General features: G+C 50.5%; 21 protein-coding genes. 8 read left to right on the top strand and 13 right to left on the bottom strand.

Annotation, left to right across the window (positions count from 1 at the left end; genetic code table 11):
* Positions 1-15: 15 nt before the first annotated feature.
* Positions 16-318 carry a helix-turn-helix domain-containing protein gene (locus AC04MQ_RS18020; protein ID WP_041576996.1) on the bottom strand — a complete coding sequence of 101 codons (303 nt, stop codon included), beginning with the start codon at positions 316-318 and terminating at the stop codon, positions 16-18.
* A 99-nt stretch (positions 319-417) separates the two neighbouring features.
* A complete protein-coding gene (locus AC04MQ_RS18015; RefSeq protein ID WP_051026260.1) occupies positions 418-723 on the bottom strand; it encodes a septum formation initiator family protein in 306 nt (101 codons plus the stop codon).
* A 154-nt stretch (positions 724-877) separates the two neighbouring features.
* Between AC04MQ_RS18015 and AC04MQ_RS18010 the strand changes: the two genes are divergently transcribed.
* Together AC04MQ_RS18010 and AC04MQ_RS18005 are read left to right on the top strand one after the other, a co-directional pair.
* Positions 878-1,363, top strand: a complete 486-nt coding sequence (locus tag AC04MQ_RS18010) for an ankyrin repeat domain-containing protein (protein ID WP_015089940.1) — start codon at positions 878-880, stop codon at positions 1,361-1,363.
* Positions 1,364-1,366: 3 nt separating this feature from the next.
* Complete coding sequence (locus AC04MQ_RS18005) at positions 1,367-2,800, top strand: catalase (protein ID WP_015089939.1); 1,434 nt, start codon at positions 1,367-1,369, stop codon at positions 2,798-2,800.
* A gap of 236 nt (positions 2,801-3,036) precedes the next feature.
* Here the strand turns inward: AC04MQ_RS18005 and eno are convergent, their stop codons facing one another.
* The 6 genes from eno to AC04MQ_RS17975 all read right to left on the bottom strand — a co-directional run bounded on the left by eno (position 3,037) and on the right by AC04MQ_RS17975 (position 8,225).
* Entirely contained in the window at positions 3,037-4,305 is a 1,269-nt protein-coding gene (eno, locus tag AC04MQ_RS18000) for a phosphopyruvate hydratase (RefSeq protein ID WP_015089937.1), read from the bottom strand.
* Positions 4,298-5,323 (bottom strand): hypothetical protein, encoded by a 1,026-nt coding sequence (locus AC04MQ_RS17995; protein WP_015089936.1) that lies wholly within the window; start codon positions 5,321-5,323, stop codon positions 4,298-4,300. The genes eno and AC04MQ_RS17995 overlap by 8 nt, the downstream gene beginning before the upstream one ends.
* Positions 5,324-5,556: 233 nt before the next feature.
* The gene (locus tag AC04MQ_RS17990) at positions 5,557-6,663 is read right to left on the bottom strand and encodes a TadA family conjugal transfer-associated ATPase (protein WP_015089935.1); all 1,107 of its coding nucleotides are present in this window, start codon (positions 6,661-6,663) and stop codon (positions 5,557-5,559) included.
* A 24-nt stretch (positions 6,664-6,687) separates the two neighbouring features.
* A complete protein-coding gene (locus tag AC04MQ_RS17985; RefSeq protein WP_475392756.1) occupies positions 6,688-7,191 on the bottom strand; it encodes a cupredoxin domain-containing protein in 504 nt (167 codons plus the stop codon).
* Positions 7,160-7,438, bottom strand: coding sequence for a cytochrome P450 (locus AC04MQ_RS17980; protein WP_041576993.1), 279 nt, complete (start codon positions 7,436-7,438; stop codon positions 7,160-7,162). Before AC04MQ_RS17980 ends, AC04MQ_RS17985 begins: the two co-directional genes overlap by 32 nt.
* A gap of 169 nt (positions 7,439-7,607) precedes the next feature.
* Positions 7,608-8,225: a hypothetical protein gene (locus AC04MQ_RS17975; protein ID WP_041576991.1), complete on the bottom strand. Its 618-nt coding sequence runs from the start codon at positions 8,223-8,225 to the stop codon at positions 7,608-7,610.
* A 146-nt stretch (positions 8,226-8,371) separates the two neighbouring features.
* Here AC04MQ_RS17975 and AC04MQ_RS17970 point away from each other — a divergent pair, with 146 nt between their 5' ends.
* Positions 8,372-9,154 carry a DsbA family protein gene (locus AC04MQ_RS17970; protein ID WP_041576989.1) on the top strand — a complete coding sequence of 261 codons (783 nt, stop codon included), beginning with the start codon at positions 8,372-8,374 and terminating at the stop codon, positions 9,152-9,154.
* 115 nt (positions 9,155-9,269) lie between these two features.
* Positions 9,270-9,653, top strand: a complete 384-nt coding sequence (locus tag AC04MQ_RS17965; protein WP_041576987.1) for a HEPN domain-containing protein — start codon at positions 9,270-9,272, stop codon at positions 9,651-9,653.
* Here the strand turns inward: AC04MQ_RS17965 and AC04MQ_RS17960 are convergent, their stop codons facing one another.
* From AC04MQ_RS17960 to sfsA, 5 genes are all read right to left on the bottom strand, one after another.
* Positions 9,654-10,010 (bottom strand): hypothetical protein, encoded by a 357-nt coding sequence (locus tag AC04MQ_RS17960; protein ID WP_015089929.1) that lies wholly within the window; start codon positions 10,008-10,010, stop codon positions 9,654-9,656.
* Positions 10,010-10,969, bottom strand: a complete 960-nt coding sequence (locus tag AC04MQ_RS17955; protein WP_015089928.1) for a hypothetical protein — start codon at positions 10,967-10,969, stop codon at positions 10,010-10,012. The genes AC04MQ_RS17960 and AC04MQ_RS17955 overlap by 1 nt, the downstream gene beginning before the upstream one ends.
* 63 nt (positions 10,970-11,032) lie before the next feature.
* Complete coding sequence (locus AC04MQ_RS17950) at positions 11,033-11,794, bottom strand: murein L,D-transpeptidase catalytic domain family protein (protein ID WP_475392755.1); 762 nt, start codon at positions 11,792-11,794, stop codon at positions 11,033-11,035.
* A gap of 180 nt (positions 11,795-11,974) precedes the next feature.
* Positions 11,975-13,021: an NAD(P)-dependent alcohol dehydrogenase gene (locus tag AC04MQ_RS17945; RefSeq protein ID WP_475392754.1), complete on the bottom strand. Its 1,047-nt coding sequence runs from the start codon at positions 13,019-13,021 to the stop codon at positions 11,975-11,977.
* Positions 13,022-13,129: 108 nt separating this feature from the next.
* On the bottom strand, positions 13,130-13,861 hold the full coding sequence (gene sfsA / locus AC04MQ_RS17940; protein ID WP_015089925.1) for a DNA/RNA nuclease SfsA: 732 nt from the start codon (positions 13,859-13,861) through the stop codon (positions 13,130-13,132).
* A 234-nt stretch (positions 13,862-14,095) separates the two neighbouring features.
* On the opposite strand from sfsA, the gene AC04MQ_RS17935 reads away from it, so the two are divergent.
* The 4 genes from AC04MQ_RS17935 (at position 14,096) to AC04MQ_RS17920 (ending at position 18,525) form a co-directional block, all read left to right on the top strand.
* Positions 14,096-15,736: a 2-oxo acid dehydrogenase subunit E2 gene (locus AC04MQ_RS17935; protein ID WP_475392753.1), complete on the top strand. Its 1,641-nt coding sequence runs from the start codon at positions 14,096-14,098 to the stop codon at positions 15,734-15,736.
* Between the two features lies 1 nt (position 15,737).
* Positions 15,738-17,159, top strand: coding sequence for a dihydrolipoyl dehydrogenase (lpdA, locus tag AC04MQ_RS17930; RefSeq protein ID WP_475392752.1), 1,422 nt, complete (start codon positions 15,738-15,740; stop codon positions 17,157-17,159).
* 213 nt (positions 17,160-17,372) lie between these two features.
* Positions 17,373-18,011, top strand: a complete 639-nt coding sequence (locus AC04MQ_RS17925) for a hypothetical protein (RefSeq protein ID WP_475392751.1) — start codon at positions 17,373-17,375, stop codon at positions 18,009-18,011.
* A 94-nt stretch (positions 18,012-18,105) separates the two neighbouring features.
* Positions 18,106-18,525 (top strand): DUF3011 domain-containing protein, encoded by a 420-nt coding sequence (locus AC04MQ_RS17920; protein WP_235046251.1) that lies wholly within the window; start codon positions 18,106-18,108, stop codon positions 18,523-18,525.
* The last annotated feature ends 61 nt before the right edge of the window (positions 18,526-18,586 follow it).

The following is an 18,586-nucleotide window of genomic DNA, read 5'->3' as shown; positions in this document are numbered from 1 at the left end:
GTCGATGATTGATGCCTATTTCAATTCGGCTTTCACGCGAGTGAAATCGATTTGTTCCAGGGCATTTTTATCCAGCTCGTTTTCCGCAGCCGGAGTGTATTTGACCTCGTCACTGCAAGCTTCCGCCTGACGAAGAATGATTTCCAAATCACCACGGATGGAAGACTCGACAGAACGGCGTCCTTCTTCCCAAGCTTCGATGTCACCAATTGAACAATGCAAACGACGGGCAAGATCGGATCGGCTCCAGCCCAAACGCAGGCGTAGGTCACGGAGAGATTCTTTATTCCAATCAAGCTGCTGAGTATTATCTAGCATATAAACCCCTGGGATCACTTAAAAAAGTATCCCTTTATAGAGCAGGAATACTATTTGTATTATACCCGGAAAACACCAGATAATGCGATGAGCTATGGACTATTGCTCTGGGAAAACGAAAACCAGGTCGTGTTCGCCCGCCAGATCCAATTTATCGCGAGCCTGGCGCTCAATAAATGAAGGATCCTTAGCCTGCTTAAGTTGGCCGGACAACGCTGCAATGTTTTGACGCGTCTGTTGGATCTCAAATGTTATTCTTTCGAAATCACGGTGCAAACCCCACAGGCGGAAGGCATTCCCATTCACCACAATGGAAATGGAAAAGATCAGCAAACAAACCAGCGCCACCTTCGTGGGACTGTTCAGAAATCGACGTAAACCAACCGCAAACTGTGTGTAAGACATGAATTCATTCTAGCTATATACCCAGACGAAGGCTACAGGACCGAAGCCTAGGTCCAGCCTTCTCTTTATAGTTTTTATTGATAGTTCTCATATTTAATATCGATTCGATTTATACATCAATTTCGCCGATCTTAATGAAAGCAAGAGAGGTGTTATGAGAGCGTGGGCAGACTATCTTAAGACGGCACAAACCGAAAACCCGGTTTTTGAGGCCGTTCGCCACAATGACTATAACGAGGTCATGACTTATCTGAAGAACCTGGGAAATCCCAATCTGAAAAACCACAAGGGTCACTCGCTGCTGATGCTGGCAGCCTATAACGGCCACCTTTCCCTGGTGAGCCTGCTGATCTCTTGTCACGCGGACGTCAATTCGCGCGACCAAAGCGGCAATACCATTTTGATGGGTGTGGCTTTCAAGGGCCATGACAAGGTCGCCCGTCAGTTGCTACGCGCAGGCGCGGATTTGAATGCCCGCAACCCCAAGGGTCAAACGGCCCTGAGCTTTGCCGAGGCCTTTGGGCGCGACGATCTGGTGCGCCTGTTCAACGAACTTCAATCTGAACCACCCGCCCAAGGATCGCGTTTCTGGCGCCGTCTGCAGGCTTTGTCCCAATTCTTCATCCCCGCACGAGGTTAATTTATGAAAAAGACACTAACAACATCCGCAGGCATTCCCGTTTCTGAAAACCAGCATAGCCTTACTTCCGGCCCGCGTGGTCCGGTGGCTTTACAGGATTATCACCTGATTGAAAAGCTTGCCCATTTCAACCGTGAACGCATTCCTGAACGCGTAGTGCACGCCAAGGGTTCTGGCGCCTATGGCACCTTTACGGTCACCCATGACATCACCCGCTTCACCAAAGCCGCGATCTTTGCAAAGATTGGCAAAAAGACGGAAGCCTTCCTGCGCTTTTCAACCGTCGCCGGCGAAAAAGGATCTGCCGACACGGAACGCGATCCCCGTGGCTTTGCTTTGAAGTTTTACACCGAAGAAGGCAACTGGGACATCGTCGGAAACAACACGCCGGTGTTCTTTGAACGTGATCCATTGAAGTTCCCCGACTTTATCCACTCGCAAAAACGCGATCCGCAGACAGGATACAAGAACCCGGCGCGCATGTGGGATTACTGGTCGAAAGCGCCCGAGGCTTTGCACCAGATCACGATCTTGTTCAGTGACCGCGGCATTCCCGATGGCTATCGCTTTATGAATGGATACGGCAGCCACACGTTCAGTTTTATCAACGACAAGAACGAACGCGTTTGGGTGAAATTCCATTTCAAATCCATGCAAGGGATTAAAAATCTTTCCGTCGCCAAAGCTGTCGAACTGGCAGGATCTGATCCGGACTATGCAGGTCGTGACTTGTTTGAAGCCATCGAACGCAAAGAGTTCCCGCGCTGGGCTTTGAAAGTTCAGATCATGACCGAACGCCAGGCGGAACAATTCAAATATGATCCGTTTGACTTAACCAAGGTGTGGCCACACAGCGAGTTCCCTTTGTTGGATGTGGGTGTGCTGGAACTAAACCGCAATCCAGAAAACTACTTTGCGGAAGTCGAACAAGCCGCCTTTTCCCCAAGCAATGTGCCACCAGGCGTGGGTTTTTCACCGGACAAGATGCTGCAAGGAAGACTGTTCGCCTATCCGGATGCTCAACGCTATCGTCTGGGAGTAAACTATCAGTATCTGCCAGTGAATCGCCCGCATTCGGAAGTAAACAGTTATCACCGCGATGGCAGCATGAGATTCGACGGCAACGGAGGACGACAGGACAACTATGAACCCAATGGTTTTGGTGGCCCCGTACAAAACGAAAGCTTCAAAGAGCCTGCCCTGAGTTTATCAGGCACTTTGGATCGCCATGACTCCCACAAGGACAATGACGATTTCACACAAGCCGGAAACCTGTATCGAATGCTCAGCGAAGAAGAAAAAGACCGCTTAACCACAAACATCGCAGGCACCATGAAAACCATCTCAGAGTACCTGCAAACCAAAAACATAGAACACTTCAAAAAATGCGACGCTGACTACGGCGCAAGAATCGCCTCAAAACTAGGCCACACCTAACCCAGCTTGTGAGTCTGCTCAGCAGACTCACAAGCCCCCGCCCCAAAACGCAAAAAAGCCCGCGAAAGCGGGCTTTTGAGCCAGTCCCCCAAAGCACCCCCATAACCAAGGTCGCTCAAAAGGGTTCGAATGCAAGGCGGAGGGTTCTCTCCGAAACGGAGGCGTGCTCCAAGCACGTCGGAGAGAAGGAGAGAGTCCGACAACGAAGTCAGTCGGACCCTTTTCAGCGACCGCGCCTATCGGAAGGCGGCTTTATCCCAGTACATACCCATACCACCCAAGTCTTCTTCGATTCTCAGAAGCTGGTTGTATTTCGCGGTTCTTTCACCACGGCACAAGCTGCCTGTTTTGATCTGATGACAGTTCAGGCCTACAGCCAGATCTGCGATCGTCACGTCTTCAGTTTCACCAGAGCGGTGGGACATGATAGTGCGGAATTTATTACGTTGAGCCAGATTCACAGCTTCGTAAGTTTCAGTCAAAGTACCGATTTGGTTTACTTTCACCAGCAAAGCATTACCCGCTTTTTTCTCAAGACCCATGCGCAGACGTTTTGGATTGGTCACGAACAAGTCATCACCGATCAACTGCATAGTCGAGCCCATTTGAGCTGTGGACTGAACCCAGGAATCCCAGTCGTCTTCCGCGAAGCCGTCTTCGATGGAAACAAGAGGATATTTCTCTGCCCAGGATTTGTAGATGCCAAGAAGTTCGGTTGGGCTGATATGACCACCCTGCCATTCGTATTTGCCTTCTTTGAACATTTCAGTTGCAGCAACGTCCAACGCCAGGAACACGTTCTGACCTGGATCGTAACCAGCGTCCACGATCGCGTTCATCAGCAAATCAAGAGCTTCCTGATTGGAGCCCAATTTCGGAGCGAAGCCACCTTCGTCACCTACTGCCGTGGAAAGACCTTTTTTCGCCAGGATCTTTTTCAGAGTGTGGAAGATCTCAGTACCTGCACGCAGGGACTCAGCGTAAGAGTTGTTCACAGTTGGAACGATCATGAATTCCTGAATGTCCAAACCGTTATTTGCGTGCGCGCCACCGTTCAGAACGTTCATCAATGGAACCGGCAAGCGAGAAGCCTGGGAACCACCAACGTAACGGTAAAGCGGCAAACGACAGTCCTGAGCTGCTGCTTTTGCAACCGCCAAAGACACACCCAGGATCGCATTCGCACCCAGGTTGGATTTGTTTTCAGTGCCATCGATGTCGCGAAGGATTTTATCGATGTAAACCTGTTCAGTTGCCTGAAGGCCCACGATTTCCGGAGCGATTTTTTCACGAACATTGTCGACAGCTTTGTAAACGCCTTTACCCAGGAAACGGTTTTTGTCGCCGTCGCGAAGCTCGCAGGCTTCGTGTGCGCCTGTGGAGGCACCGGATGGAACTGCGGCGCGGCCCATGTTGCCGTCAGCTGTTGTAACTTCAACCTCTACAGTCGGGTTTCCACGGCTGTCCAGGATTTCACGAGAGATGACACTGATGATTTCAGACATGTTGATTTCCTTCTTTGTCGGCGTTTTTATTCATCGTTTTCTTAACCAGATCCATGCTTTCAAAGACCGTGCGCGGGTACTGGGTTTTTACGAACTCCCAGTCAACGCGTCTCATGGCCTCTTTCACCGCCGGGGTCATTTTCCCCTGGGCCGCAAGCATGGTGATCAGCTGCTGGGCGCGCACCATGTAGTCATGCAGGCGCGCCAGATTCTGACTCAAAACATAACCCGGAGTTTCGCTGTCGAAATTCAGGTGGGACAAAGAGCCTTCATGAGGCAGCAGCGAGGACGCTGCATTCTCGGGCGCTTCCGCCTGAACGCCGGTGGCGGACTTCAGATTCTGCTTTTCAATTGTACGGATTCTTTCTTCAAGGTCACCGACATATTTCTGCAGATCTTCACGTTCACGCTGGGTGCGCTGAAGATCATCGATCAGACTTTGGAACAATGCCGGGCTGACCTGGTGGCCGACCGACTCGCTGAAGATCGAACTTTGCTGGGTGGACCAGTTCAGCTGAATGGTGATGCCTTCCCAGTTACAGACTGCCGCAGGCTGACCGACGTAAACCGGCAGGGACTCAAACGCCGCCTTCAGGTAAGTCGTCACCAGCGGGTATTGTTCTGCCGGCAAAGGCAGATCAAACGAGATGCTGGCTTCATCACGGCGAAGATTTTCAATCGGTGGTTTTGGAGAGATAAAGTAAGAAAGGAACTGCTCTGGTTGATTAAAGATTTCCTGAGGATGCGGCATCATGCGCAGGACGCTGTCGAGCACTCCCCACGCACGCAACTCCGGCCCTTCATGTCCCGCACGCTGCAGGATATTTTCTTCGCGCTTCAGCGGAAGGCGCAGGACGGTTTCCAGAAAGTTTTCCATTTCAGGCGCAGTCATCCAATACGACGAGTCCTTGAGCAATTCCATCGGAAGATGGATCTGCTCATACAGCGGGCTGAGGTCTTCGCCTTGCTGCTCCAGAACGGTTAGAACTGCGTTTGAAATCTTACAACTAAAGTGCACGAAGAAGGTCTTAGCCTAGTTTTTCCACTCTTTAAACACAAAAAAACGAACGATTTTAGCGTCCGGATGACGCGGTATAGCCAGAAGAAACAACCAGGCACCTTTTAAGGGGAAGCGGTCAAAACTGGGTGGGCGCAAGGCGGAGGGTGACCCGCACAGCGCAGGCGTGCTCCAAGCACGTCGGAGCGAGCAGGTTGCCCGACAACGCAGTCGAACGCCCGGTTTTCACCGCTTTAGGCTGCTTTTGCGAACTTGGATTTTGGGAATGGGAGGTTGTTGTCGATGATTTCTTCCATAAACGACGGTACGTTGCCTGTGGGCTGGAGCTTTCCTTCCAGGGTTCCATCGGGACGGCGTGTTAGGCGGGACATTTCAAAGATCGGGATCACGTTGTATGAACCATCCGCACTGAATCCGCGCACTTCGCTGATTGCTGCGATACGGCGAGATCCGTCCGAAAAACGTGAGACCTGGATAATAATTTCAATCGCCGAAGACACTTGAGAGCGCAAAGCCTTCTCACTGATCTTCGCATCGCCACCTTGAGCAAGGGCTTCCAAACGCACAATCGCATCTTCCGGCGTGTTGGCGTGGACCGTTCCCATACATCCCTTGTGACCGGTATTCATGGCGTTCAGCAGTTCCATGGCTTCGCTGGAACGAACCTCCCCGACAATAATTCGGTCGGGACGCAAACGCAGAGCGGACTTCAAAAGATCCTTGATCGTGACTTCACCCTTACCCATGGCATCGGCCTGACGGGTTTCAAACATCACCACGTGCTCGTAATCCACCTGCAGCTCGGAGGAGTCTTCAATCACCATCACACGCTGCCCTTTCGGAATGCGCGTGCACAAAAGCGAAAGCAATGTCGTCTTACCGGAACCGGTACCACCGCTGACGATGATGTTTTTCCCCAGGAACATGCAGATGTCCAGGAAACGCGCACCATCCTCGGTGATCGCACCGAAGCGGATATAGTCAGCAAAAGTGATTTTGTTGTTCGTGAATTTACGAATGGAAAGTGTCGTGCCCTTGCGGGACATTGGCGGAATCACCGCCGCAATACGTGAACCATCCGGAAGACGCGCATCCAGACGAGGCGATTCGTCATCGATACGGCGACCCACGCTTTGCGCGATGCTGTTCACCGCTGCACGCAGATCGTCTTCAGACGGGAAGGACTCGGAAACTCTTTCGAGCTTACCCTTTCTTTCCACGAAGATTTCCTTATGGCCATTGATAAGAATTTCGGACACACCCTTGTCTTCCAGGTATTTCGCAACAGGACCGAGATTCTGCTGAATGGTCTGTTTGAAAACGTTCGACTGGTCAGACATGGGTGCCTTTCCTCAGATAAAAAATTACTTGGATGCCGGCATGCGATCAGGCGCTGCCGCATCGGAATAGATGATGAACTTCCCCTGCACTGCCGTTTCCGGGCACTGGTAGGAGAAAATTCCATCTGTCTTTGGTGTCACATGGAAAGTCTTCTGTTCGCCAAACACCGTATTGTGATGCTCAGAGAAAGCATCCAGCACGAAGCTGACGTTTTTTTCCTTGTTGTTCACGTTCACCACATGAATGCGATAGTTGCCACCCTTTTTAAGGCGCACCTGCGCAGGAACGAAACCTTTTTCCGTATTCATGATGACGATATCCTGAGTCGGTTCAACCGAATCAAACACCTTGCTGAGAATATTGACGGACTGATCCTCCTGCACGCTGGCGGGCAGACGATCTTCGTTTTTAACCTTGTTGAACTCTACCTGACGGCGGGAAAAATCCACTTCCCACGCATTCGCGACAGAAGTCAGCAACAACAGGCAAAGAACCTTAGTGCAACTCTGTGCGATCCTGGAACTCACAAAACTCACGGGCCACCTCCATAGCGATATAATTCACGGATCTTGGATCCATCATGTGGAGCTTCTGAACCAGAAGGTCTTTGTTGCCACGGCAGCCGTTGATTGTCTGGAAAGCGTCACTCAGGATTTGTGGGTTTGCCATCATCTCCCGCGTCACTTCGGACCAATCAAGTTTCAATACAGGGTCAATCGCCCCTACTGTGTAGAGAGCATCGAACACTAATTGCAAATCGCCTTGCAGAAACATCGAATCCTCCTAATTGCTCAAGGGCATCCAGCCCACATGGTGTTTCTATCGGTAGGAGTTCATTAGAACTTGAGTCAATTTGAGGCGATTTTTGAAGACTTGAGGAGATCTATCGTTTGACGCTGGCCCAGAGTCGAAACAGACCTGGGCCCGGTCCGGTCGAGGGAAATTACTGTTCGGAGGCGGCAGAATCTGCCGGTTTTTCAGACGGAGTTTCGTTTTTATGGGTCAGAATGCTGCCAGCGATCTCAGAAGGGGATGTCGTGTCCTTCATCATGCGCAGCTTTCTTTCACTGACAGCGTCCTTGGTGACTTCGATTTTTGCGTCACGAATACGTTCAGCAATCTTCCTTTCAAATCCGTCATTTTTCGCATGGGGCTTGATTTCCGCCAGCAGATTCTCGAGGAAAATGACGTACGTCACTTGTACGACCGGCTTAAAAGCACGAGGATTCTTCAGGGCATTGATCGCTTCGTCAGTAAGTTGACTGATCGTTTTTTCCCAGGACTCCAGTTCATCTAGATTTGAACGCAAAGGAGACACAACTTTCTCGATCATCTCGTCATCATTTGGGCGTGCATACACTGCCTGTAGTGCCTCTTTCAGTGGCACAGCTTTGCCGCTGGAAGACTTTTTCGATTCTTTAACCTTCTCACTGACCAGCTGATTCATCTGATCCAGATCCTTCAGTGCCAATTGAGAATAGTTAAACAGCAGGCCAGCATGCGCCGTACCGCCAAGAAACATAACTGCGAACATTGTTAAAAGGAAATTTGATTTATTCATAGAAGTCAGTTTAAAGGGGTCTTAGAGTGAGACAAGTCCTAATTAGCAGGACCTTGGACCGGGATTTTTTCCTTCCCTCTAAACTGAAAATGATGTCAATATAAAGGGGCTCAAAAAATTACAATCATCCATCTTGGAGGAAGACATTGAAAGCACTTAAGTTATTTGGAATTTCAGCACTGGCACTTACATTGGTAAACTGTGCCCCTTCAGCTAAACAACTCAAGGAAGCAGTAGAAAAAGATCCGAGCATCGTGTTCGCGGCGATCGAAAAAGATCCAGAGCAATTCATTGAAGTGGTGAACAAAGCCGCTCAAAACGCTCAACGTAAAGCTCAGGAAAAAGCTGTTGCCGAAGAAGGCAAAAAGCGTGACGACGAATTCAAAAACCCATTGAAACCGGCTATCGAAGAAGGCCGCGTTATCTTTGGCCCTAAAGACGCTAAAGTTACTATCATTGAATACTCTGACTTCGAGTGCCCATACTGCGCTAAAGGTCACGCAACTGTTGATGAAGTGATGAAAGCTTACCCTAAGGACGTTCGCGTTGTTTACAAGCACCTTCCTTTGGATTTCCACCCAATGGCAATGCCTGCAGCTCAGTACTTCGAAGCGATCGCTTTGCAAGACGCTGCTAAAGCTGAAAAGTTCTACAACCTGGTATTCGAAAACCAAGGTGAGTTGAGAACTAAAAAAGAAGGCGCATTGAAAGATGCAGCTAAAAAAGCTGGCGCGGACATGAAGAAGCTTGAAAAAGATCTTAACTCTGAAGTGGTTAAGAAACGTATCGAAGCTGACATGGAAGAAGCTCGTAAATTCAACTTCTCCGGTACTCCAGGCTTCCTGATCAATGGCGTTTCCCTGCGTGGCGCTTATCCGTTCGCTGATTTCAAAGAAATCATCGACCGTCACTTGGCTGAAGCGAAGTAATCTTTTTTAAAGATCGAACTTCAAAAACCCACAGTTTGAAAAAACTGTGGGTTTTTTTATTTGCGCCGTACAGGTCCAGCCACTAAAGTAATCGTAACTACACCAAGGAGCTCCTATGAGCGCACACGCAAAATCAATGATTCTTAAGGCCCAGGACGACCTCGATACGGCCAAGAAACATTTGTCCGACGATACCCAGCACGATTTGGTGGGTTACAATCTGGCGCAAGCCTGCGAAAAGTTTCTGAAAGCTTTGTGTGAAATGCGCGGTCTGGAATACCCTCACGATGATGAGGGCCACGATCTGGATGCCTTGATGCAGGTTCTGGAAGAAGGCAATTTTTCTGCCATTTCATCCCACGCGGACGTCATTGAACTGACCCCTTACAACTCCCCCAGCGCCCACATCCGCAAAGACGAGCGCCTGGACATGGAAGAGTACATGGGTTACGTCGAGAACTTGAAAAAACTGGTTGGCGAACAGCTTCGCCTTCTTTAGCTATTTGCCGACAGCGTTGCCGGAAGGGGCCTTTTCACCAGCCGTGAGAGGCCTTTTAGAGGCGTTGCTGAGCTTCCACATCCCCCGTTCATTTCGCCACAACACCTGAGTTTCCCCCGCACGCTTCAGCTTTACCATATAACAGACTTCATTAGCTTCGGCTCTGCGCGGGCGCTCCATCGGCAGACACAGACGCTGCACTTGCGGACTGCCGCCGTCTTTCAAGTACACGTAAATGTCTTCCCGGGTATTTTTAGACAGATCCACGGCGAAGGAATCCAGCACACAACGCAAACCCGGACACTTAAGCAAAGTGTCCAAAGATTTTTGAGCCTCCAGCAATGACAACAGCTCCATTAGCGTGTCCCCTTTCCGCTTTTGCCCAGCGAGGATTTTCCGGAAGATGATTTTCCGGCACCATACGATCCCACGGGCGCCTTAGCCACTTTACGGCATTCCGGCGAAAGCACATATTCATCAAAGACCGCGTACCGCGTGTTCAACTGGGCACAAGCGCTGGTGTCGGCAGGACAAGTCTGCCCCTGCTTCGCCAGATTGGCGTTGAACTTGGCTTGTGCTTCAGGCGATGCCATCACGCTGCAATTGATGCCTTCGTCCCACCCCGCATCGACATAGTCAGCCCAGCGGAATTCACGAATTTGGGTCCACTTGCCTTCAGAACAGCGGAAGTACGGATTCGGCCCCTCGGCCAGTGCATGATAAAACAAAATACCCTGATAGTTGGCCATGGCATCGGCATAGGAAATGGTGCCCGTGGACCCACCGCCTGAATAACCTTTTTCAGATCCCAGACTGGAATGCAGGGCCGTGGACATGCGATAGCCGCTTTGGCGATAAGGTGTGTAAAACTCAAAACCCTGATCAATGAAGTGGCCGAACTTATCCGTACCCACCAGTTGGCCGTTTACTTTCACCGTGGAGGCCAGCTTCAGACGATTGAAAATCCAGCCGTTGTCCAGTACGCCATCATAGGCCGATTGCTGTGCCGTCAGCTCGCGCTTGGCGACCTGACTGTTGTCTTCCGCCCAGGACTCCAACGAACCGATAAAAAACCGGGCGTCGTTAAGGTCATGAAACAAAATACGCAATTTGCGTGGATCGTTGCAGGAAATGCCTTCAGAGCTTGCTTCGGCCTGCAATTCCTGCAGACGTTTGTTCATCTCGCGATCAAAAATTTCAGTGCTGTCAGCAAGATTCTTGTTTCGTCCGGTCAGATTGTCGGTTTCTTTGGCTTGCGCAGAAACCACAAAGACGAAAAGCAGAGATGGCAGAAGGACTGAATACAGAAAGCTCATAGGACTTCTTATCGGAGGAATGCCGAAGTCCTATGAGCGCAAAACAGAAAACGAACTAAATTCTTATTTGAAGGCGTAAAGCAGACTGCCACCCTTGATCAGGTTGATAACCTTATCGCGGTTGGCCTGGGAAACCGCCGGGCAACCCCAGCTGCGCCCTTGGATCACGTTGGAGTCCTGAACGTAACTTGCCCCATGCACGACAATCGCGCGCGAGCGGGCATTGGAATTCGTCGTGGACAGACCATCCAGGCGCAGGGAATAACCGTTGCTGCCCTGATAGGTCTCTGCCGTTTTATAGAAGCCCAAAGAGGATGCGTTGGAGCCTTCAACGTTGCTGAATTTTTCTGCGAAGCCGTCGTGATTGCTGTCAGAACCTTTTCCGTGGGACACGTGAACGTTCCACACTGCGCCCGTCTTCATATCAATGAAGTACCAGCGTTTCTGTGTGGACTTCTGACTGAAATCCAAAATCGACATCACCGCCTGATTTTTGAACTTCGCCTTGTTTTCGTGGAAGTACAAAACCGCTGTTTCCAAAGCCTTGGTCGGAACAATGTGATTTGGATCCAGATGCTGATACTGACTTAGCACATCGTCGTTCGGGTTGGTCGCCACTGGTGGTGGTGTTTCAGGTTCCACGATTCCTGGCGTTTCTGTGCTTGGAAGCTCAGTGCCGCCTTGTGCGGAGTTCCCTTCACTCGGTTGTTGAGCCGAGGGTTCATTGTTGGGGTCATCTGGCAGAACCGGAATACCAGGTCCGCAGGCTGCCAGCAGAAGTGTTGTGGTAAGTACCGCGAGTGTTTTAGTGCGTAAGAAAGACATCGTGCCGATCCTCCGTTGGTTGTTCACAGAGGAAATCGGTCACTCATATTCAAAACTTTAAAGACTGTTGAATTGGCTGAATATTTATCAGCGTTTCAGAGGGAAAGTGTCAGCTTTATTGACACTTTCCCGACCAAAAAACAGGTCCAGAAAAACTGTCGAACAGATGCTCTGCTGGCCTTACTTCAGCGACGCAATGTCGATGACAAAGCGATAGCGCACATCCCCCTTCAGCATTCTTTCGTAAGCTTCATTGATCTTGTCGATGGCAATCAGTTCAATGTCTGACGTGACACCTTTGGCAGCACAGAAATCCAGCATCTCCTGAGTTTCCGCGATGCCGCCGATCAAAGAACCCGCAAGACTGCGGCGTGCACCAATCAGCGGAAACGCGTGAATCGCTTCCGGCTTGTCTGGCACACCCAATAGCACCATCGTGCCATCACGTTTCAGCAACTGCAGATGCGCGCCCAGATCAATCGGTGCTGACACGGTGTTGATGATCAGATCAAATTTGCGATTGTACTTTTTGAAAGTTTCTTTTTCCGAGGTCGCCGCATAGTCATGCGCTCCCAAACGGTGAGCATCGTCTTTTTTCTTGTTCGAAGAACTAAGTACTGTGACTTCAGCCCCCATCGCAGCCGCCAGCTTGACCGCCATGTGACCAAGGCCGCCCAATCCCATGACCGCGACCTTGCTGCCCGGGCCCACTTTCCAATGGCGAAGTGGTGAATACGTGGTGATCCCTGCGCACAACAAAGGTGCCGCTTTATCCAAAGGAAGTTTTGGTGAAATGCTCAGGACAAAATCCTGATTCACCACGATTTGCGTGGAATACCCGCCTTGCGTGACGGTCTTGCCGTCTTTTTCCAAAGAATTGTACGTACCGACAGAGCCGTTTTCACAGTATTGTTCAAGCCCCTCATCACAAGAGCTGCAGTGACGGCAGGAATCCACCAGACAACCCACACCCACGGCATCACCGACTTTGAATTTCTTCACGTTGCTGCCGACCTTGACAACCTTGCCGACGATTTCATGTCCGGGCACCATCGGGAATTTCGAACCGCCCCACTCGTCACGCACCTGATGCAGATCCGAATGACAGACTCCACAATAGTGGATGTCGATCTGAACATCGTCGACACCGGGATCACGGCGTTCAAATTTAAAAGGTTTCAGTGGTTCTTTGGATTGATAAGCCGCATAGGCATTGACTGGAATCATACGAGTTCTCCTTCACAAGAGATGAGGTTAGGCTCGTATTGAGGTCATGACAACCCATGACCCTGAGATAAAAACTTTGCCCCACAAACAATGTGGGGCTGCAGGAAATTACATTTTCAGGGGCAAAACTGTCTCTGAAAGCTCTACAGATTCTGGAGTCAGATCCACAACGAACGGAGACACGCGCAGGCCTTTTTGATGAGCCTCACGCAGCAAACGCCCGTATTCAGGATCAATGTCATCTGCCGGAGAGAACGTGCCGCAGTCGTGGCGCTGGATGGTGAAAACGATTTCAGCCGTGTGACCTTGTTCCATCAGCGCCATCAGCTCGCGCAAGTGCTTTTGCCCGCGTTCAGTCACGGCATCTGGGAACTTGGCTGTGTTTTCTTCTGCCAGGGTCACGTTTTTAACTTCGATGAAGTGCATTTTGTCGCTGTTGTTTTTCTTCAGGGCGAAATCCAGGCGGGTTTCAGCGCTGATTTTGTATTCCGGCTTCACTTCGTCAAAGGCCGCCCAGTGAGCAAAGCCACCCACCACTTCTTTTTTGTGGCCGACAACATGATGAAGGGTTTCACGTACAACTGTATTTGGAGTCGCTGTGTTCACGCCCACCCAAGAGCCCCCCGGAGACTTGATCATTTCCAGAGTGTATTTCAGTTTTCGTTCCGGATTGGTGCTTTCAGAGAACAGACAGTGCTGTCCTGGATTGTTCACGCTTTTCAAACTGCCGGTGTTGGGAACGTGAGCGGTCACCTGCTGCCCCTGGAACTCGATATCCGCAAAGAAGCGCTTATAACGCTTTAGAAAAATACCTTCTTGCAGCTTGCTGTGAAACTTCATAGGAACCCCAATCTTCAAGTCAAAATCAACACCCTGAAATTAGTCCCTGAAAGGGCCTTTTGTCGACCCCTTTCAAAGCCCCCCTCCCCGACCCGCAACCTATTGGAAACCGTGGAAAAATCACACTGTTACGTGGCATCCTGTGACAGCTGATTTTCAATACCGTTTATGCTGCGTGTTATCCCGTGCAAATGCTCTAGGGTGCGTCTAGAACGAGGTGTTTTAGATTTAGATATGAACAACGAAAGGAACTCTCGCAACATGGCAACTGATGTGAAACTGCCCGAGCTTGGAGAAGGCGTTACTGAAGGTGAATTGGTAAAATGGTTGGTAAAACCAGGCGATGCGGTCAAAGCTGACCAGGCTATCGCAGAAGTATTGACTGACAAAGCAACAGTAGAGGTTCCGTCACCGGTTGCGGGTGTCGTAAAAGATCTTAAATTCAAATCCGGCGACGTAGTAAAAGTCGGCGCGACTATGATCACTCTTGATGGCGCAGGCGCTGCAAAACCAGCAGCAGCTCAACCAGCGGCGGCGGCTCCGGCGCCGGCAGCTTCCACTCCAGCTCCGGCTGCAGGTGGCGGTAAAGTTCAGGATGTTAAACTTCCAGAACTGGGCGAGGGCGTTACTGAAGGCGAACTTGTTAAATGGTTGGTAAAACCAGGTGACTCTGTAAAAGCAGATCAGGCGATTGCTGAAGTTCTGACTGACAAAGCGACTGTGGAAGTTCCGACTCCAGTGGCTGGTGTTGTAAAAGAATTGAAATTCAAATCCGGCGACGTAGTCAAAGTCGGTTCCACCATGATCATCCTTGAGGGTGCAGGTGGCGCGGCAGCTCCGAAAGCGGCTCCAAGTGCTGGTCCAGTGCAGTCTGCGCCTGCACACTCCGCGGCTCCCGCCGCCAAAGCAGCACCAGTGGCGACTGCTTCCAGCGACATCTTCCCACCTGTGGCAGATTCCAAAGTATTGGCGACTCCGGCGACTCGTCGTCTGGCTCGCGAAATGGGCGTTGATATCAACTCCCTTTCCGGAACTGGCCTTGCAGGTCGCGTGACTCGTGAAGACGTTATGTCTTCCGGTGGTGGCGCAGCTCCGGCAGCAGCGAAAGCGGCTCCAGCAGCAACTGGCTCCATCTCTATTCCTAAGCCTTCTTACCAGGGCCCGGCGGGCGCAGCTGAAGAGCGCGTTCCTCTGATCGGTATCCGTAAGAAAATCGCTGAAAACATGCAGCGTTCCAAGCACGTGATCCCGCACTTCACCATCATGGATGAAGCGAAAGTGGATGCGATGGTTGCTCTTCGCGAAAGCCTGAAAGAACACGCAGAGAAAAACGGCACGAAGATCACTTACCTTCCTATCGTTATGAAGGCCTTGATTGCAACGATCCGCGAATTCCCGATGTTCAATGCATCCATCGACGATGCAGCTGGCGAAATCGTTTACAAAAAGTACTTCAACCTGGGCTTCGCAGCCGACACTCCAAACGGCCTTGTCGTTCCAGTGATCAAAAACGCAGACCAGAAATCCATCCTGGAAATCTCCAAAGAGATCCTGGATCTTTCCAAGCGTGCTCGTGACGGCAAGTTGAAACCGGATGAAATGAAGGGTGCAACCATCACTGTGACGAACATCGGTTCTATCGGTGGCACTTATGCGACTCCTGTGATCAACCACCCTGAAGTGGCGATCCTGGGCATGTACAAAATCGACGAAAAAGTGGTTCTGAAAAACGGCCAGGTTTCCGCGATTAAAGTTATGAACTACACAATGACTGCCGATCACCGTTTGATCGACGGCGCTGTGGCTGCAAGATTCCTTGCTGCCTTCATCGGCCGCATCGAAAACCCAGGCAAACTATTGGTGGAGCTGATTTAATATGCAACACTTTGACGTAGTAGTTATTGGTGCGGGTCCGGGCGGTTATGTGGCTGCGATCCGTTCCGCACAACTTGGTTTTAAAACAGCAGTTATCGAACGTGAATTCCTGGGTGGCGTGTGCTTGAACGTGGGTTGTATCCCGTCCAAAGCCATGATCACTGCGACTCACCTTTTGCACAAAGCTCAGCACAATTTCAAAGAAATGGGCTTGAACATCAAAGGTGGCATCGACGTGGACATGAAACAACTTGTGAAATGGAAACAATCCGTTTCTGACAAGATGTCCGGCGGTGTGAACCAGCTTCTTAAAGGTTATGGCGTCACCATCATCAAGGGTGAAGCTGAATTCAAGACCTCCAAAGAAATCTCTGTGAAGTCTTCTGCCGGCACTGAAGCAGTTCAGGCGAAATACTTCATCGTGGCAACAGGTTCCCGTCCGATTGAAATCCCTGGTTTCAAATTCGACGAAAAAGATATCTGTTCTTCCACGGGCGCATTGGCGTTCGACACCATCCCTAAGCGCGTGGCGGTTATCGGTGGTGGTTACATCGGTCTGGAAATCTCTTCTTACCTGCGTAAGTTGGGCACTGAAGTGACTGTGATTGAAGCTCAGACAGCATTGCTAGCGGGCGTGGTTGATCCGGATTGCGCTCAGATCGTGACTCGCAAACTGACTAAAGCGGGCGTGAATGTTCTTTACGGAGCAAAAGCCAAAGGTCAGAAAAAAGTCAAAGACGGTTTTGAGGTAACTGTTGAGATCAACGGCAAAGACGAAGTTGTTAAATGCGACAAAATCCTTGTAACCGTAGGCCGTCGTCCAAATGGCGATCAGGCGAATCTGAAAGCGGCTGGCATTGCTGTTGACGAGCGTGGCTTCGTAAAAGTCGATGCTCAACGCCGCACGAATGTTTCAAACATCTTCGCTATCGGTGATATCTGTGGTCAGCCAATGCTGGCGCACAAAGCATCCCATGAAGGTGTCCTTGTTGCTGAAGTGATCGCGGGCCATAACCGTGTTTACGATGCGAAAACAGTTCCAGCTGTTGTCTTCACGGATCCTGAAATCGCAGCAGCCGGCATGACTGAAGCTGAAGCAAAAGCCAAAGGTCACACAGATCTTCTGATCAGCAAGTTCCCGTTCGCAGCCAACGGCCGCGCGGTGAGCATGATGGAAACAGACGGTTTCGTGAAAATGATCGCTGATAAGAAAACCCACGTATTGTTGGGCGTTCACATCGTCGGTCCGGAAGCTTCCAACCTGATCTCAGAAGCAGTTCTGGCGATCGAAATGGGCGCTCGTATCGAAGACCTGGCTCTTTCCATCCACCCTCACCCAACTCTGGGTGAAACCATGATGGAAGCCGCTGAGGCGACTTTGGGTCACGCGATCCATATCATTCAAAAACCTTTGAAAGCCTAAGCTTTCTGTAAAAAGGCCGGCCGCAAGCCGGCCTTTTTCATTTCTGCCATCGACCAACAGACACCGTACATATGATCGATAATTCCTACAGGCCATCGTGAGCTTTTTGCCTGCTCCCCGCCCATTTGCCTTACAAATCTGTAAGTAAGTTCAAAAGTGCAACCACTTTCAGTCCATATCCGGTATGAAATATACCTAAATACGGATTAGATTATGGAATTAGCTTTAAACACACAGACATCCATCTATCGCTCACACCTGGTGGAGCTTTCCTCCCTGCTTAAATGCCTGGGCATTGAGATGCGCGCCTATGACAACCCTCAGATGCGTTTCTTCACCAAGCTGTCCCCTGCCAAGCAAGCGGCCGTAACCCAAGCCCTGGAAGCCTATGTGGGCGCCCTGCGTTCGGAATATTTGGAAAATAGTTTTTCGAACGAGCGTTTTGTTCTGCAGTTTCTGTTTCGCATGGGCATCGTTCCGCCGTCGGATCTGCACGACACTTTGGACAAGGAAAAGTACATCCAGATCTATAATGCCGATCAATTCCAGATCTTCCGTTCGTTAAGCTGTTATGACCGCTGTTCGTTCACACTGGAGCAACTGACGACCCACACCTGGTTCGACCTTTGGGAGCGCGACAGCCTGTTTTACTACGCATGCTTTGGATTGGCGGCCACCGCTTTGAAGATCGTGCAGTTCACAAAACTGCGTCTAAGCTTCCCGTTTCATCGTGTGACCGAGATCAACTCGGCCAATGAGTTCTCATTTGATTATCGTATCAAATCCCTGAGCGCCTTGACCCGCCAGGGAAAGCTGCAGGCGGCCCTTTTGATCGAAGACTGGAAATTTTAGCCATTCTGACACCGAAAAACGTCGGCACCATTCCTGCATAATTGCGGGGTACAAGATTTTTGTAGTCACAATGACACCTTTTTTGGGGGAACCGATGAAAAACCTATTCTTTGCAATGCTAATTGTCTTTGGCCTGGCACCATGGGCTCAGGCAGATATTTTGGAAAGCCAGTACCAAGACGCAGAAACAAGCTACATCCGCCCAGGACCGCGCCCAGCGCCTTATCCAGGCAATCCACGCCCGGATCCATATCCGCGCCCAAATCCACGTCCTCCGGCTCCGTATCCGAATCCTTACCCACCAGCCGGTCCTCGCGTTGAATACATCACTTGCGAATCCTGGAACTATTACTATCAAGAGTGCTACTTCAGCCCGTACAACGTTCAGTCCGTGCGACTGTACAACGTGATCTCTTACGATGCGTGCCTGTACAACAATACATTCGGTATCTATAACGACCGTGTTTGGGTGAACCGCGGTTGCCGTGCGGTTTTTGAAGTGATTCACTACTAAGACTTCCGCAAATCAATAAAACAAAAAGCCGACCCCTTAACAGGTCGGCTTTTTTATTTTC

The organism is Bdellovibrio sp. MYbb2 (genome assembly GCF_056175685.1).
The sequence above is the reverse complement of the archived record's forward strand: the minus strand, read 5'-3'. Positions and strand labels throughout refer to the sequence as shown.